The sequence below is a fragment of the Rhizobium sp. 16-488-2b genome, assembly GCF_017741815.1.
Classification (GTDB): Bacteria; Pseudomonadota; Alphaproteobacteria; order Rhizobiales; family Rhizobiaceae; genus Rhizobium.
Map to the genome: position 1 here is coordinate 28,882 of NZ_JAGHMF010000023.1, position 15,555 is coordinate 44,436.

Consider the following 15,555-nt stretch of genomic DNA (forward strand, 5'->3'; position numbering starts at 1 on the left):
TGGATGTCTCGGGAAGTGTTTTTGGCAGCCTTTATCTGCGCCTGCCTGATCGCCGCCTCTATCGGTACTATGCTCAGCTATCACAAGCTGCCGAGCCACCACCGGCAGGAAGAGACCAATGCCGTCGTGCGTCTGGTCGCCAACATCTTCGTGGTCATGACCTCGCTGGTCTTCAGTCTGATGATCAACTCGGCGAAGAACACCTTCGAGGGCATCGACAGCAACGTCCACGCCTTCGCCACCGAGATCATCCTCTTCGACCAGACGCTTCGAACCTACGGGCTGGAAGCCAACGAAACCAAGCGGCGACTTTCCACCTACGTCGAAATCGCGCTCGGCAACGTTCCGCCATCCAGCGACCCGCTGGTGAAAGGCGACCCCGCCGCCGAGTTCGCCTTGAACGAGGTCGGAAACAGCCTGTCCCTCCTCACCCCCGACGATCCCGGCCATATCGCGCTCTTGAACAATGCGCGCCAGCAGTATCAGCGCATCGTCGAGCAGCGCTGGGTCCTCGTCGAGCAGTCCGAAGGCGTCATACCGAGGCCGCTGATTGCCATGCTGGCGACATGGCTGATCCTGATCTTCGCGAGCTTTGGCTATCGCGCGCCGAAAAACATCATCGTCGTCTCGATGTTCGCCATCGCCGCATTCCTGATCTCGGCCTCGATCTATCTGGTGCTCGACATGGACATCCCCTTCAACGGGCTCATCCAGATTTCCGACCTGCCGCTGCGCCGCGCGCTGGCCGAACTTCAGCGCTGACGACGACCAAATGTCGGAACCATATTGGCTCTCGATCGGTTTGGTCCGTATGAAGAGCACAGAAAAGAAAGCCCGCCGCGGCATGACGCGGTTCGTCGCCATCATCTTCACCGTCGCCGTGGTCATGGCCATGGTCTACTATTTCGGCTTCACGCCCGGATCGGCCTGATTACTTAGCCGGCTTGAAGGTCCACTTCACGACATAGTCGCCGTTGCGCTTGGTCTTGATCTTGGTCTTGACCCTGACCGGACCACCGATGGCCGCTTCCGCCGCCTCGAATGCCTGGCGCGCCTGCGCCATGGCGTCGTGATAGCTGGAGTTGTCGCGCCGCGGGCTATCCGCGATCGCTTTCAACAGCGCGAGCGTATCGGGCGCCTTCTCATCCGGACGCTTGCCGCTAGCTGCGCCCTTGCGCGTCTCGTTACCCATGCTCACTCCTCGGCGGCGCCGTCCGCCCATCAGCGTCCATATACCGGCCGCGACCGAAATCTCAATGCGAACGATACTCGGCCGCTGCGCACCGCATGAAGTTTGCGCGCCCTAAGCCATTGAAGTGCATCGCGCGCGGCACAGTTATCCGCGAAGGCCGGGAAATCTCCCGGCTTCCGATCCAGTTCCCGGAAACGCATGACAACACAGCAGATTCTCGCCTTCGGCGTCATTGGCCTGATGATGGCGGTCTTCATCTGGGACCGCTTTCGCTACGATCTCGTCGCCTGCTGCGCGCTGGTACTGGCGATCGCGGTCGGCCTCGTGCCTTTCGACAAGGCCTTCTCCGGCTTCAGCGACGATATCGTCATCATCGTCGGCAGCGCGCTTGTCGTCAGCGCCGGCGTCGCCCGCTCGGGCATCGTCGATACCGCGATCAAACGCTTCTTTCCCAATCTCGACACGCTGCACACCCAGCTGGCGCTGCTGCTTATCGTCGTCGCCGTGCTCTCCGCCTTCATCAAGAACATCGGCGCGCTGGCGATCATGATCCCCGTCGCCTTCCAGTTCGCCCGCAAGAGCGGCAAGTCGCCCTCGCTCTATCTGATGCCGATGAGCTTCGCGGCCCTTCTCGGCGGCCTGATGACGCAGATCGGCACCTCGCCCAACATCGTCGTCTCGCGCCTGCGCGGCGAGATCACCGGCACGCCCTTCACCATGTTCGACTTCACCCCCGTCGGCGCCACGCTGGCGCTGGTTGGCGTCGTCTTCCTGATCTTCTTCCACTGGCTGGTCCCTGAAAGAAAGAACGAGAACCCATCGCTTGAGGAAGCGCTAGACGCCAAGGCCTATTTCTCCGAAGCAACCGTGGCCGAGGAATCGACCGTCGAGGGCAAGCCGCTCAGCGATCTCCTGAAGCTCGGCGACGGCGACGCCGTGGCGACCGCGATCCTGCGCGGCCACACCCGCCTCTCGCCCTTCCCCGACGTGGAACTCAGAAGCGGCGACACGCTGCTGCTCGAGGGCAGCCCAGACGCGCTCGACCGCATCGTCTCCAACGCCAAGCTCAAACTCTCCGGCAAGCCGATCGCCGACCCCGCCGAGCGCAACGACCTCATCTCGATCGAGGCGATCGTCGCCTCGGAATCGCAGCTGGTCGGCTGGTCGGCGCGGCAGCTGTCGCTTTCGAACCGCCGCAGCGTCAATCTGCTCGCCGTCTCCCGCAAGGGCCACCGGCTGAACGAGCGCCTGAGCGAAGTGAGACTACGCGCCGGCGACGTGCTGGTGCTGCAGGGCAACCGCCGCAATTTGCCTGCCTTCCTGCAGGAATTCGCCTGCCTGCCGCTCGCCCAGCGCGACATCATGCTCGGCACCTCGCGTCGTGCCTATCTGCCGCTGCTGATCCTGCTCGCCGCCATGGCCGCAACCGCCACCGGCGTCGTGCCCGTCGCCACCTCCTTCTTCTGTGCGGCGCTCGCCATGGTCGTCTTCCGCGTCATCCCGCTGGTCGATGTCTACAAGGCGCTCGACGCCCCGATCCTGATCATGCTCGCGACGCTGATCCCCGTCTCCGATACGCTCCGGACCACGGGGGGAAGCGAGCTGATCGCCGGCTGGCTCGGCCATCTCGCAGCGCAGATGCCGCATTACGGCGCGCTGGCACTGATCCTGATCACCGCGATGGCGGTCACGCCTTTCCTCAACAACGCCGCCACCGTGCTCGTCATGGCACCCATTGCCGCAAGCTTCGCCCAGACCCTCGGCTACAAGCCCGACGCCTTCCTGATGGCGGTGGCGATCGGCGCCGGCTGCGATTTCCTGACCCCGATCGGCCACCAGTGTAACACGCTGGTCTTCGGCCCCGGCGGCTATCGCTTCAGCGATTACCCCCGCCTCGGCCTGCCGCTCTCCTTCCTGATCATCCTCGTCAGCGTGCCGCTGCTGCTCTGGGTCTGGCCAGTAACTTAAGGAGGCACTTAAGGCATGCCGCCGGCACCGGGCGGGCGGCATTTTCCTTGACGTGTGCAGCCGAATATGGCCTTAAAGCCAGCCAAACGGACAATTGGCCGGGCAAGCGGGCGAAATGCCCTTTTCCGGCCGGTTTCCTGATCCAGTTATCTGCATTCTTCAGGCCGAGCGTTGCTTTCCCTCAGAAAGCCGTCCGGCATTTATTTGACGGGCACATAAAATGACAGCTTCCGGCGTCCGCGTCCGCATTGCTCCCTCGCCAACCGGCGAGCCGCATGTCGGCACCGCATACATCGCACTCTTCAACTACCTCTTCGCCAAGAAGCACGGCGGCGAGTTCATCCTGCGTATCGAAGACACCGATGCCACGCGCTCGACGCCCGAATTCGAAACCAAGGTGCTCGACGCGCTGAAGTGGTGCGGCCTGGAATGGTCGGAAGGCCCCGATATCGGCGGCCCCTACGGCCCCTATCGCCAGTCCGACCGCAAGGACATGTACCAGCCTTACGCCCAGGAACTGCTGGACAAGGGCCATGCCTTCCGCTGCTTCTGCACGCCCGAGCGCCTGACCGAAATGCGCGAGGCCCAGCGCGCCTCCGGCAAGCCGCCGAAGTATGACGGTCTCTGCCTGAAGTACTCCGCCGAGGAAGTCTCCGCCAAGCTGGCATCGGGCGAAAGCTCCGTCATCCGCATGAAGATCCCGACCGAGGGTTCCTGCGACTTCACCGACGGCGTTTACGGCGACGTCTCGATCCCGTGGGATTCGGTCGACATGCAGGTCCTGATCAAGGGCGACGGCATGCCGACCTATCACATGGCAAACGTCATCGACGACCATCTGATGAAGATCACCCACGTCGCGCGCGGCGAGGAGTGGCTGGCATCGGTGCCCAAGCACATCCTGCTCTACCGCTATTTCGGCTGGGACCAGCCGGTGTTCATGCATCTCTCGCTGATGAGAAATGCCGACAAGTCGAAGCTGTCGAAGCGCAAGAACCCGACCTCGATCTCCTATTACTCCGCGCTCGGCTATATCCCGGAAGCGCTGATGAACTTCCTCGGCCTGTTCTTCGTGCAGATCGCCGAAGGCGAGGAACTGCTCGACATCGAGGAACTGGCCGGCAAGTTCGACCCGGAAAACCTCTCCAAGGCCGGCGCCATCTTCGACATCCAGAAGCTCGACTGGCTGAACGGCCGGTGGATCCGCGAAAAGATGTCGGAAGAAGAGTTCCAGAGCCGCGTTCTGACCTGGGCGATGGAAAACGATCGCCTCAAGGCCGGCATGGCGCTGTCGCAGTCGCGCATCTCCAAGCTCGGCGAACTGCCGGAGCTGATGGGCTTCCTCCTGAAGTCGGACCTCAACCTCGATCCGTCCGCCTTCGCCAAGATCAAGTCGCCGCCGGAAGAAATCCTCGAGATCCTGAACACGGTGCAACCGGATCTGGAAAAGATCCTCGAGTGGAACGTCGAATCCATCGAAGCCGAACTGCGCGCCATCGGCGACCGCATGGGCAAGAAGCTCAAGGTGATCGTCGCCCCGCTCTTCGTCGCCGTCTCCGGCTCGTCGCGCTCGCTGCCGCTGTTTGACAGTATGGCCATCCTCGGCCGCTCGGTCGTCCGCCAGCGCCTGAAACTGGCCGCCCAGGCCGCGGCCTCGCTGGTCGGGCCGAAGTGATTTGACAAGAAAGTGCCGGCGTTGACGCCGGCATTCTGAAGTACCCCCCTCTGCCCTGCCGGGCATCTCCCCCACAAGTGGGGAGATCGACCAGCGGTCCGGCCTACGCCAGACAATGAGCGTAGGCGATCGGGTGAGCCCAGCCAATCTCCCTCCTTGTGGGGGAGATGTCCGGCAGGACAGAGGGGGGTAACCGCAACGAACACAGCCCGAAAAAGGCAAATGACATGACCGAAAAGACCGAAACCGCCACCCTCTCCTCCGACGCGACTGAGGTCCGCGCCCAGAAGCTGAAGCTGCTGCGCGAAAAGATCGGCGACGTCTATCCGGCGCATTTCCACCGCACCATCACCAATGCCGAGCTGGCCGAGAAGTACAAGGATCTGGAATCCGACATCGAGACGACTGACGTCGTAACCGTCGCCGGCCGTGTCTACTCCTCGCGCAACTCCGGCATGTTCATGGATATCCATGACGCCGGCGGCAAGATCCAGATCTTCAGCCACAAGGACGTGACGCCCGAGGCCGCCCGCGAGATGCTCGCCATGATCGACATCGGCGACATCATCGGCGTGACCGGCACGGTGCGCCGCACCAAGCGCGGCGAACTGTCGATCAACGCCCAAGAGATCACCATGCTCACCAAGTCGCTTCTACCCATGCCGGAGAAGTGGAACGGCATCGCCGATATCGAGATCCGCTATCGCAAGCGCCACCTCGACATCATGAGCAACGACGAATCCAAGCTCCGCTTCCAGCAGCGCTCGAAGATCCTCTCCGGCATCCGCCGCTTCATGGAAGACGACGGCTTCATGGAAGTCGAGACGCCGATGCTGCACTCCGTCTACGGCGGCGCGACGGCCGATCCGTTCAAGACGCACCACAACACGCTGAAGCAGGACATGTACCTGCGCATCGCGCCCGAGCTTTTCCTGAAGCGCACGCTGGTCTCGGGCCTCACCGACAAGGTCTTCGAGATCAACCGCAACTTCCGCAACGAGGGCGTCTCCACAAGGCACAATCCCGAGTTCACCATGATGGAGTGCTACTGGGCCTATGCCGATTACGAGGACATCATGGACCTCGTCGAGCGCCTGTTCGAAAAGCTGGCGCTGCAGGTGCACGGCACGACCGAATTCCCCTTCGGCGACAAGCAGATCTCCTTCAAGGGTCCGTTCAAGCGCGTTCCGATGCCTGACGCCGTCAAGGAAGCGACCGGTATCGACTTCCTCGCCATGAAGACCGACGAGGAAGCCCGCACCGCCGCCAAGGCCGCCGGCTTCGAAGTTGAGAGAGACTGGACCTGGGGCGAATGCTTGGCCTTCATCTTCGAGGAGAAGGTCGAAGGCACGCTGATCCAGCCGAGCCACGTCACCCACTTCCCGAAGGACATCTCGCCCTTCGCCAAGGAAGTGCCGGGCGAGCCGCGCCTCGTTGAGCGCTTCGAGACCTATTGCAACGCCTGGGAACTGGGCAACGCCTTCTCGGAACTCAACGATCCGGAAGAACAGCGCCGCCGCATGGTCGAGCAGCTCGAGCAGGCCCATGCCCGCGGCGAGAAGGACAAGCAGCTGGACGACGAATTCCTCGATGCCATCGACCAGGGCATGCCGCCCGCAGGTGGTCTCGGCATCGGCGTCGACCGCCTGACGATGTTGCTCACCAACGCCCCCTCGATCCGCGACGTCATCCTTTTCCCGGCCCGCAAGGCCAAGGCTGACTAAGGCTGGTTACGGACATGCAAAAGGCGGCAACCCGAAAGGGTTGGCCGCCTTTTTTGTTTGTGTTTCCGCTAACGAAATACCGACGCGTTGTTCTCCGTTGCCGGACGGAAAGACCCCGCCGACCGAGCAACCAATCAATGCCCGCCTGAAGGCGCCGCCGCCGGGGCTGCTTCACCTTCGGCCGGTGCAGCGCCGTGCCCTCCCTCGGCCGGCTTCGCGCCTTCGCCCTTCGCAGCGGGTTTGCCCTCTCCGCCCTCGGTCGCGGCCACCGCGATCGGGTCGATACAATCGGACACGTCCTTGAAAGACGCGTTGAGCGTAGTGATCTCGTCCTCGGGCAAATCGATGCGTTCGCCGAAGAACAGGCCGTTGGCCGCAGCCGTGCCGTCGTAGTAGCGGGCGGTATATGTCTTGTTGCCCTCGATGCTTTCGACGATCGGATCGGGATGTGGGATATAGACCACGTCGGCGCCGATCGCCCGGCCGCGGATATCGGAGCGCAGCGTCGGGCCGTTGGCGTCGAGAACCACGACCTGCACCAGATCCGGCTTCTGCGCCTCGTAGACAGCTTTTGCTACCCTAAGCGCCGTCTTGACGCGGGTCATGCCGTCGGTCGGCTCGGTCTTGATGTATTTGCGAATCCAGACCCGCTTCTGTTTCTTGATGGTGACGAGATTGACGTCGGTGCACGCGGCGCCGTTCACGGTCTCCGCGGGAGGACCGAGCAGGGTGTCCTTGCCGATATACAGCGCTGCGCCGCCGGAAACGCCCCCGAGAAGGGCAATTCCGCCGATGATCAGCACCAATTTCCGGGAAGGCCGGAAGATGCGCAGTAAGGCCTTCACGCCAACTGCTCCGCCATCAAGTCACTCCAACGCAATAAACTGGTGTGGACGCTAGAGAAATGACGTTTCGGAATACTTAAATGCGGGCAAGAAGTTTGTGCCACAAAGAGACTTATCCCAAAAAAGGTCCAGCATGGTGCACGCTTGCAATGGCCTCGGGCGCCATGCTCTAAGATGCCATGGCCTTCACGCTTCGCCAGATTCAATACTTCATCGCAGTGGCCGAGCAGGGCTCGATCACGCGGGCCGCGCAGAACCTGTCGATCTCGCAATCCTCGGTTACGGAAGCGCTGAAGGAGCTGGAGACCGACCTCGGCGTCGAGCTCTTCGACCGCCATCCGCGCGGGCTGACGATCACCCATAACGGCCACCAGTTCCTGCGCCACGCCACCAAGATCCTGGCCAGCGTCTCCGATGCCCGCGCCAGCTTTTCCGGCACCAGCAACCAGCCCTCGGGCACGCTCAACATCGGCGTCACCTCGCTGGTCGCCGGCTACGTGCTCTCCGACCTGCTCGCCCGCTACCGCCGCGCCTGCCCCGGCGTCGAGGTCTCGGCCATCGAGGACAATGGCGGCTATCTCGAGCATCTGCTTGTTGGCGGCGAGCTCGATGTCGCCGTCATGGTGATCTCCAACCTGCGCGACCGCATGGCATTGCAGGCCGAGATCCTGGAAACCTCGCCCTATCGCCTCTGGCTCCCCATGGGCCACCCGCTTGTGTCCGCCGACATCATCTCGATCGCCGATATCGCCCGCGAACCGCTGATCATGCTGACCGTCGACGAAATCGAGGAGAACACCGGCAAGCTGCTCTCGGCGCTCGGCGCCCGCCCGCACGTCGCCTTCCGCACCCGCTCCGTCGAAGCGGTGCGCAGCCTGGTCGCGACAGGCGCCGGTGTGGCGCTGCTTCCCGATCTCGTCTACCGCCCATGGTCGCTGGAAGGCGACCGTATCGAAAGCCGCGATGTCTCGGGCTCCCTTCCGGTCGTTCAGGTCGGCATGGTCTGGCGCAAGGGCTCCAGCCTCCCGCAGGCAGCAAGGGATTTCGTCGGCATCGCCGAGGCCATGCGCTCAGGACGACCGCGCTAAACCTTAGCGCACGCAACCACCTATCGGAAATTCCGATAACGCCATTCTGATAAATGAATTTGCGAAAGCGGCTTTTTCGCGTCACCTTTTCTGCCGGGAACAAAACGCCACGAAGTGGCACCAAAACCGGGAGACATCAGATGAAATATCTTCTGAAATCGTGCACGGCTGCGCTTGCGACCCTGAGCTTCGTGACGCAGGTCGTGGCGGCCGAGCCGCTGAAGGAATTGGGCAAGGGCGAAGGCGCCGTCAGCATCGTGGCCTGGGCCGGCTATATCGAGCGCGGCGAAAGCGACAAGAATTACGATTGGGTCACCGGTTTCGAGAAGGAGACCGGCTGCAAGGTCTCGGTCAAGACCGCCGCCACCTCCGATGAAATGGTGTCGCTGATGAACGAGGGCGGCTTCGACCTCGTCACCGCCTCCGGCGACGCCTCGTTGCGCCTCGTGGCCGGCAAGCGCGTCCAGCCGATCAACACCGATCTCATCCCGAGCTTCAAGAACGTCGACAAGCGTCTGCAGGATGCGCCCTGGTACACAGTTGGCGGCGTTCATTACGGCGTTCCCTATCTCTGGGGACCGAACGTCCTGATGTACAACACCGACGCCTTCAAGGGCGAGGCGCCGAAGAGCTGGAAGGTGGTCTTCGAGGAAGAGACGCTGCCCGACGGCAAGTCCAACAAGGGCCGCGTGCAGGCCTATGACGGCCCGATCTATATCGCCGACGCCGCGCTCTATCTCATGGTCCATAAGCCGGAACTCAACATCAAGAACCCCTACGAACTGAACGAAGACCAGTACAAGGCCGCCCTCGACCTACTCCGCGGCCAGCGCAAGCTCGTCTCGCGCTACTGGCACGACGCGATGATCCAGATCGACGACTTCAAGAACGAAGGCGTCGTCGCCTCCGGCTCCTGGCCCTTCCAGGTCAACCTGATGCAGGCCGACAAGCAGAAGATCGCCTCCACCTTCCCCGAAGAGGGCGTCACCGGCTGGGCTGATACGACCATGCTGCACGCCGACAGCGAGCACCCGAACTGCGCCTACATGTGGATGGAGCATTCGCTGTCCGCCAAGGTCCAGGGCGACGCCGCCGCCTGGTTCGGCGCCGTCCCCTCGGTTCCGGCTGCCTGCAAGGGCAACGAGTTGATGACCGACACCGGCTGCGCCACCAACGGCTATGATCACTTCGACAAGATCAAGTTCTGGCGCACGCCCACCGCCAAGTGCGAACAGGGCGAATGCGTGCCCTATCACCGCTGGGTGTCGGATTATATCGGCGTGATTGGCGGGCGGTAACAGCTGGCCGCAGCCTCTCTTCTCCCCAACGGGGAGAAGATGTCCGAAGGACAGATGAGGGGGTGAGCGACGAAGGAGCGAGCGTCTGAGCGACAAGCGAAGACGACGCCTGCCGTGTCGCCCCCTCATCCGACCCTTCGGGCCACCTTCTCCCCGTGGGGGAGAAGGGAACACCGCAAACATCGGAGCCCCCAAAATGACACCCGCCGTCCGTTTCCAGAAGGTCTCCCGCCATTTCGGCGCCGTTCGCGCCGTCGATGGCGTCGATCTCGAGATCGCGCCGGGCGAGTTCTTCGCCATGCTGGGGCCGTCGGGTTCGGGCAAGACCACCTGCCTGCGCCTGATCGCCGGCTTCGAACAGCCGACGGCGGGGCATATCGAGATTTTCGGCGAGACCGCCGAGGGCGTGCCGCCATACAGGCGCAACGTCAACACCGTGTTCCAGGACTACGCGCTCTTCCCGCATCTGAACATCCTCGACAACGTCGCCTACGGGCTGATGGTCAAGGGCGTCGGCAAGATGGAGCGCGCGAAAGCGGCCGAACAGGCGCTGGAACTGGTGAAGCTCCCCGGCTACGGCGCCCGCAAGCCCGGACAACTCTCCGGCGGCCAGCGGCAGCGCGTGGCGCTCGCCCGGGCGCTGGTCAACAAGCCGCGCGTGCTCTTGCTCGACGAACCGCTCGGCGCGCTGGACCTGAAGCTGCGCGAGCAGATGCAGGAGGAGCTGAAGGGCCTGCAGCGCGCGCTTGGCATCACCTTCGTCTTCGTCACCCACGATCAGGGCGAAGCACTCTCCATGGCCGACCGCGTTGCCGTCTTCAACGATGGCGGCATCGTGCAGGAGGGCACGCCGCAGGATATCTATAACAGGCCGAAAACCCGCTTCGTCGCCGATTTCGTCGGCTCCTCCAATGTGATCGCCCCCGAGCTGATGACCGCGCTTGGCGGCGAGAAGCGCTGGGCGAGCCTGCGCCCCGAAGCGATCCGACTCACCGGCGACGGCGTCGAATCCCGTGTCGAAAACGCCAGCTTCCTCGGCGCCGCCACGCGGCTCACCGTCGCGGCCCGAGGCACGCGCCTGCATGTCATGCTGCCGGCAGGCGCCACTATCCCCGAAGTCGGCGCCGATGTCCGCCTGTCGTGGCAGCCCGTCGACGTGCACTACATGGACGACGCCGCATGACCGCGATCGCGCTCACCCACGAGGAGGCGGCGACCTCGATCCTGCCCGGTCGCGGCGGTTTCTTCGGCCGGATGTCCGACCTGTTCTGGCGCCGACCGAAGCTGCTGCTCTTCCTGATGCTGACGCCGCCGCTGCTCTGGCTCGGCATCATCTATATCGGCTCGCTCCTGGCGCTTCTGCTGCAGAGTTTCTTTTCGATCGACGATTTCTCCGGCCTGGTGACCTACGAATTCACGCTGGCAACTTATGCGCAACTGCTGTCGCCCACCAATTTCGACATCATCGTGAGAACCGTGCTGATGGCGGCGCTGGTGACGCTCGCCTCCGCCGTCGTCGCCTTCCCGATCGCCTATTACGCGGCCCGCTACGCCAAGGGGAAATGGAAGGCGCTCTTCTATCTCGGCGTCATGCTGCCGCTCTGGTCAAGTTATCTCGTCAAGATCTACGCCTGGAAGCTGATCCTCGCCAAGGAGGGTATTCTCACCTGGTTCTTCGCCAAGCTGCATTTGGCCTGGCTGCTCGACGGCGTGCTGGCGCTACCCATTGTCGGCGGCAATTCGCTGTCGGTGAGCTATATCGGCACCTTCCTCGTCTTCGTCTATGTCTGGCTGCCCTACATGATCCTGCCGACGCAGGCAGCGCTCGAACGCGTGCAGGGCAACCTGATCGAGGCATCGTCCGATCTCGGCGCCACGCCGGGCCAGACCTTCCGCACCGTGCTCTTTCCGCTGGCTCTGCCCGGCATCGTCGCCGGCTCGATCTTCACCTTCTCGCTGACGCTGGGCGATTACATCATCCCGCAGATCATCGGCTCCTCGCGCCTCTTCATCGGCCAGGCGGTCTATGCGCAGCAGGGAACGGCCGGCAACGTGCCGCTCGCCGCCGCCTTCTCCGTCGTCCCCATCGTCATCATGGCCGTCTATCTGTGGCTGGCCAAGAAACAGGGAGCCTTCGATGCGCTCTGACCGTGGCCAACGCGCGCCGATCGCGCTCAAGATCGCCGCAGCCGGCGGGCTGCTCTTCCTGCACCTGCCGATCCTGCTGATCTTCGTCTACGCCTTCACGACGGAAGAAAAGAGCTACCAGTGGCCGCCGCCGGGGCTGACGCTGCAGTGGTTCGGCATCGCCTGGAACCGGCCGGATGTCTGGGCCGCCCTTGGGCTTTCAGTGCAGGTCGCCTGCATCGCCACCGCCATCGCGCTGGTGCTCGGCACGCTCTGCGCCGCCGCCGTCAGCCAGACGAAGTTCTTCGGCCGCGAGGCGATCTCGCTGCTGGTCATCCTGCCGATCGCGCTGCCGGGGATCATCACCGGCATCGCGCTGCGCTCGGCCTTCAGCCTGTTCGACATTCCCTTCTCGGTCTGGACGATCGTGCTCGGCCACGCCACCTTCTGCGTCGTGGTGGTCTATAACAACGCCGTTGCCCGCTTCCGCCGCACCCAGGGCTCGCTGATCGAGGCCTCGATGGATCTCGGCGCCGATGGCTTCCAGACCTTCCGCCACGTCATCCTGCCGAATATCGGCACGGCGCTTCTTGCCGGCGGCATGCTTGCCTTCGCGCTCTCCTTCGACGAGGTCATCGTCACCACTTTCACCGGCGGCCAGCAATCGACGCTGCCGATCTGGATGCTGGAAGAGCTGATCCGCCCGCGCCAGCGCCCCGTCACCAACGTGGTCGCCATGGTCGTCGTGCTCGTCACCTTCCTGCCGATCCTGGCAGCCTACTACCTCACGCGCGATGGCGATCAGGTCGCCGGAGCTGGAAAATAACCGGAGCGCGGGATACCCCCATCCCGCCCCAGCGATAACAAGGGAGAACATCATGGACACCGCGATGCTGATTGGATCCCGCTTCGAAGCGGGCACCGAGATCGAAGAAAACATCCTGAACCCGAAGACCGGCGAGACGGTGCTGAGCCTCGCCGAGGCATCGCTCGGCCAGATCGACGCCGCCGTAGACGCCGCCGAAAAGGCCTTCTCCGCATGGTCGCAGACGACACCCGGCGAGCGCGCCGGCTATCTGCTGAAAATCGCCGACGCGATCGAGAAGGACGCCCAAGGCTTCGCGACGCTGGAAGCGCTGAACTGCGGCAAGCCGATCAACGCGGTGCTGAACGACGAGATCCCCGCCATCGTCGATTGCTACCGCTTCTTCGCCGGCGCGGTGCGCAACCTGCATGGCCCGGTCGCCGGTGAATATCTCCCCGGCCACACCTCGATGATCCGCCGCGACGCCATCGGCATCGTCGGCTCGATCGCGCCGTGGAACTACCCGCTGATGATGATGGCCTGGAAGCTGGCACCCGCAATCGCAGGCGGCAACACCGTCGTCTTCAAGCCTTCCGAGCAGACGCCGCTGACGGCGCTGAAGATGGCGAAGCTCCTCTCCGACATCCTGCCCGAAGGCGTGGTCAACGTCATCCTCGGCCGCGGCGAGAGCGTCGGGAACGCGCTGATCAACCATCCGAAGATCTCGATGCTGTCGATCACCGGCGATGTCGCGACCGGCAAGAAGGTGCTGCAGGCGGCCGCAAAGACCGTCAAGCGCACGCATCTGGAACTCGGCGGCAAGGCCCCGGTCATCGTCTTCGACGACGCCGATATTGACGCGGTTGTGTCAGGCATCCGCACCTTCGGCTACTACAATGCCGGCCAGGACTGCACCGCAGCCTGCCGCATCTATGCCGACGCCAAGGTCTACGACAAGTTCGTCGCCGACCTCTCCTCGGCGGTCTCCTCGATCAAGTTCAACCTTGCCGACGACGCCGAAAACGAGATCGGCCCGCTGATCTCCAAGCGCCAGCGCGACCGCGTCGAAAGCTTCGTCGCCCGCGCCGGCGAGCACAAGCACATGGAGATCACGACAGGCGGCAAGACCTCCGGCGACAAGGGCTTCTTCTACACGCCGACGGTGATTGCCGGCGCCACGCAGGAAGACGAGATCGTCCGCCGCGAGGTCTTCGGCCCCGTCGTCTCGGTCACCCGCTTCACCGATGTCGAGGATGCCGTCACCTGGGCCAACGACAGCGACTATGGCCTGGCCTCGTCGGTCTGGACCAAGGACATCAGCCGCGGCATGAAGACCGCCGCCCGCCTGCAATATGGCTGCACCTGGATCAACACCCACTTCATGCTGACCAACGAGATGCCGCATGGCGGCCTGAAGCAATCGGGCTACGGCAAGGACATGTCCGTCTACGCACTGGAAGACTACACCGCCGTTCGCCACGTGATGATCAACCACGGCTGACGCATGCCATGCAGACCGAAAACGCCGCCGTTGGAAACAGCGGCGGCGTTTTCGTCGACGGGGTGACTTGTCAGCGCGGCGGCATGGCCTCGAATGTCGGCAAGGCCGGATCGAGGTGATCCCAGGTGTGGCCGGCGGCGGTCCATGCCACCAGCTGCGGCTTGTAGCGGCTGGGATCGTCGAGGCTTGATGGCGTGACGATGAACACATCCGGCATGTCGGGAAATGTCAGATAGACATGCGAGCCACAGGTCGGACAGAAGGCGCGCCGCTTCACCGTGCCGCCATCGCCCACGCTCTGCCATTGCGATGCCTCACCCTTCAGCGTCACCTCGGCGGCAACGAAGGTCAGGTGCGATTGATGTCCGGTGCCACTGTCGCGCTGGCATTGGCGGCACTGGCAATCGAGCATGACGACGGGCTCGCCGGCGATCTCGTAGCGCATGGCGCCGCAGGCGCAGCCGCCGGTATAGGATGCGTTCATGACATTCTCCTCCTCTAGATTCGTCTCAATGCAGCGTCCGCGACGCCTCTTCCGCGACCACAGTGTCCAGGCGCTCGACGAGCTTCTTCCAGCCCTCGCTCATGTTGCGATAGGCGGCATCGTTCTTCGGCAGCACGAAGCCCGAATGCACCAGACGCAACCGCGTGCCCGCTTCCGTTTCGGCAAGGGTGAAGGTGACGATCGTCTCCAGCTTCGAGCCGTAGCCCTGATTGCTCTCGTGGCCGCCCCTCCAGGCATAGGAGAGCCGCTGCCCTTCCACGACCTCGAGCACCTCGCACCGGATGGTGCCGTCCCATTCATCGGCGGGCTTGGTCTGAAATGTGAAACGATTGCCGACGACCGCCTCGAACCCCTTGGGCTCCATCAGCCATCGCCCGATCAGCGCGCCTGAGGTCAGCGCCTTCCAGACGATCTCCCGTCTATGCGGGAAGACCTCGTCCAGGACGATGGATGACGTGTCGGCATGGTCGGTCATGGGTCGATTTCCTTCAAGAGGTCCCTCAGATCGGCAAAGCGCTCGCGCCAGAAAACGCCATAATGGCTCATCCAATCCGCCAGCGGCTCCAGGCCGGCCGGTTGCGCCCGATAATAGACATTGCGGCCCTCCGGCCGCTCGCTGACGAGGCCCGCCTGTTTCAACGTCTTCACATGCTGCGAGATCGCACCCTGGGTCACATTGCTCGTCCGGGTGAGCTCCGCCACGGTGATCTCCTCGGCATTGGCGATGCGTTCGAACACCGCCCGCCGCGTGGGGTCGGCAAGCGCGCGCATGACTGTCGTGATGATCTCGGATTCTGTCATACGCATTCAATAGCAATCACTAATCA

Annotated in this window: 15 protein-coding genes; 10 read left to right on the top strand and 5 right to left on the bottom strand. The window is 63.3% G+C overall.

From position 1 onward, the window contains the following. The first annotated feature begins 3 nt into the window (after positions 1–3). Entirely contained in the window at positions 4–762 is a 759-nt protein-coding gene (locus tag J5286_RS19350; RefSeq protein ID WP_209191755.1) for a bestrophin-like domain, read from the top strand. Positions 763–931: 169 nt separating this feature from the next. On the opposite strand, the gene J5286_RS19355 is transcribed toward J5286_RS19350, so the two are convergent. Beyond that, positions 932–1,192: a hypothetical protein gene (locus J5286_RS19355; protein WP_245206306.1), complete on the bottom strand. Its 261-nt coding sequence runs from the start codon at positions 1,190–1,192 to the stop codon at positions 932–934. A 198-nt stretch (positions 1,193–1,390) separates the two neighbouring features. On the opposite strand from J5286_RS19355, the gene J5286_RS19360 reads away from it, so the two are divergent. From J5286_RS19360 to lysS, 3 genes are all read left to right on the top strand, one after another. Beyond that, positions 1,391–3,160 (top strand): SLC13 family permease, encoded by a 1,770-nt coding sequence (locus tag J5286_RS19360; protein ID WP_209215375.1) that lies wholly within the window; start codon positions 1,391–1,393, stop codon positions 3,158–3,160. A 220-nt stretch (positions 3,161–3,380) separates the two neighbouring features. Continuing rightward, positions 3,381–4,835 (top strand): glutamate--tRNA ligase, encoded by a 1,455-nt coding sequence (gltX, locus tag J5286_RS19365; RefSeq protein ID WP_209191757.1) that lies wholly within the window; start codon positions 3,381–3,383, stop codon positions 4,833–4,835. A 227-nt stretch (positions 4,836–5,062) separates the two neighbouring features. After that, positions 5,063–6,559 carry a lysine--tRNA ligase gene (gene lysS / locus J5286_RS19370; RefSeq protein ID WP_209191758.1) on the top strand — a complete coding sequence of 499 codons (1,497 nt, stop codon included), beginning with the start codon at positions 5,063–5,065 and terminating at the stop codon, positions 6,557–6,559. Between the two features lie 134 nt (positions 6,560–6,693). On the opposite strand, the gene J5286_RS19375 is transcribed toward lysS, so the two are convergent. After that, the gene (locus J5286_RS19375) at positions 6,694–7,404 is read right to left on the bottom strand and encodes a hypothetical protein (protein ID WP_209191759.1); all 711 of its coding nucleotides are present in this window, start codon (positions 7,402–7,404) and stop codon (positions 6,694–6,696) included. Between the two features lie 179 nt (positions 7,405–7,583). Between J5286_RS19375 and J5286_RS19380 the strand changes: the two genes are divergently transcribed. The 6 genes from J5286_RS19380 (at position 7,584) to J5286_RS19405 (ending at position 14,223) form a co-directional block, all read left to right on the top strand. Beyond that, positions 7,584–8,492 (top strand): LysR family transcriptional regulator, encoded by a 909-nt coding sequence (locus tag J5286_RS19380; protein WP_018901998.1) that lies wholly within the window; start codon positions 7,584–7,586, stop codon positions 8,490–8,492. Positions 8,493–8,632: 140 nt separating this feature from the next. Next, positions 8,633–9,790, top strand: a complete 1,158-nt coding sequence (locus J5286_RS19385; RefSeq protein WP_209191760.1) for an ABC transporter substrate-binding protein — start codon at positions 8,633–8,635, stop codon at positions 9,788–9,790. A gap of 196 nt (positions 9,791–9,986) precedes the next feature. Next, positions 9,987–10,973, top strand: a complete 987-nt coding sequence (locus J5286_RS19390; RefSeq protein WP_209191761.1) for an ABC transporter ATP-binding protein — start codon at positions 9,987–9,989, stop codon at positions 10,971–10,973. After that, on the top strand, positions 10,970–11,938 hold the full coding sequence (locus J5286_RS19395; protein ID WP_209191762.1) for an ABC transporter permease: 969 nt from the start codon (positions 10,970–10,972) through the stop codon (positions 11,936–11,938). Before J5286_RS19390 ends, J5286_RS19395 begins: the two co-directional genes overlap by 4 nt. Continuing rightward, positions 11,928–12,743 carry an ABC transporter permease gene (locus J5286_RS19400; protein WP_037179553.1) on the top strand — a complete coding sequence of 272 codons (816 nt, stop codon included), beginning with the start codon at positions 11,928–11,930 and terminating at the stop codon, positions 12,741–12,743. The genes J5286_RS19395 and J5286_RS19400 overlap by 11 nt, the downstream gene beginning before the upstream one ends. A gap of 52 nt (positions 12,744–12,795) precedes the next feature. Continuing rightward, the gene (locus J5286_RS19405) at positions 12,796–14,223 is read left to right on the top strand and encodes a gamma-aminobutyraldehyde dehydrogenase (RefSeq protein ID WP_111564946.1); all 1,428 of its coding nucleotides are present in this window, start codon (positions 12,796–12,798) and stop codon (positions 14,221–14,223) included. Between the two features lie 70 nt (positions 14,224–14,293). Here the strand turns inward: J5286_RS19405 and J5286_RS19410 are convergent, their stop codons facing one another. The 3 genes from J5286_RS19410 to J5286_RS19420 are packed head-to-tail and all read right to left on the bottom strand — an operon-like array spanning position 14,294 to position 15,529. Next, positions 14,294–14,707: a GFA family protein gene (locus J5286_RS19410; protein ID WP_209191763.1), complete on the bottom strand. Its 414-nt coding sequence runs from the start codon at positions 14,705–14,707 to the stop codon at positions 14,294–14,296. Between the two features lie 25 nt (positions 14,708–14,732). Beyond that, positions 14,733–15,203 (bottom strand): SRPBCC family protein, encoded by a 471-nt coding sequence (locus J5286_RS19415; RefSeq protein WP_209191764.1) that lies wholly within the window; start codon positions 15,201–15,203, stop codon positions 14,733–14,735. Continuing rightward, on the bottom strand, positions 15,200–15,529 hold the full coding sequence (locus J5286_RS19420; RefSeq protein ID WP_209191788.1) for an ArsR/SmtB family transcription factor: 330 nt from the start codon (positions 15,527–15,529) through the stop codon (positions 15,200–15,202). The genes J5286_RS19415 and J5286_RS19420 overlap by 4 nt, the downstream gene beginning before the upstream one ends. Positions 15,530–15,555 lie beyond the last annotated feature (26 nt).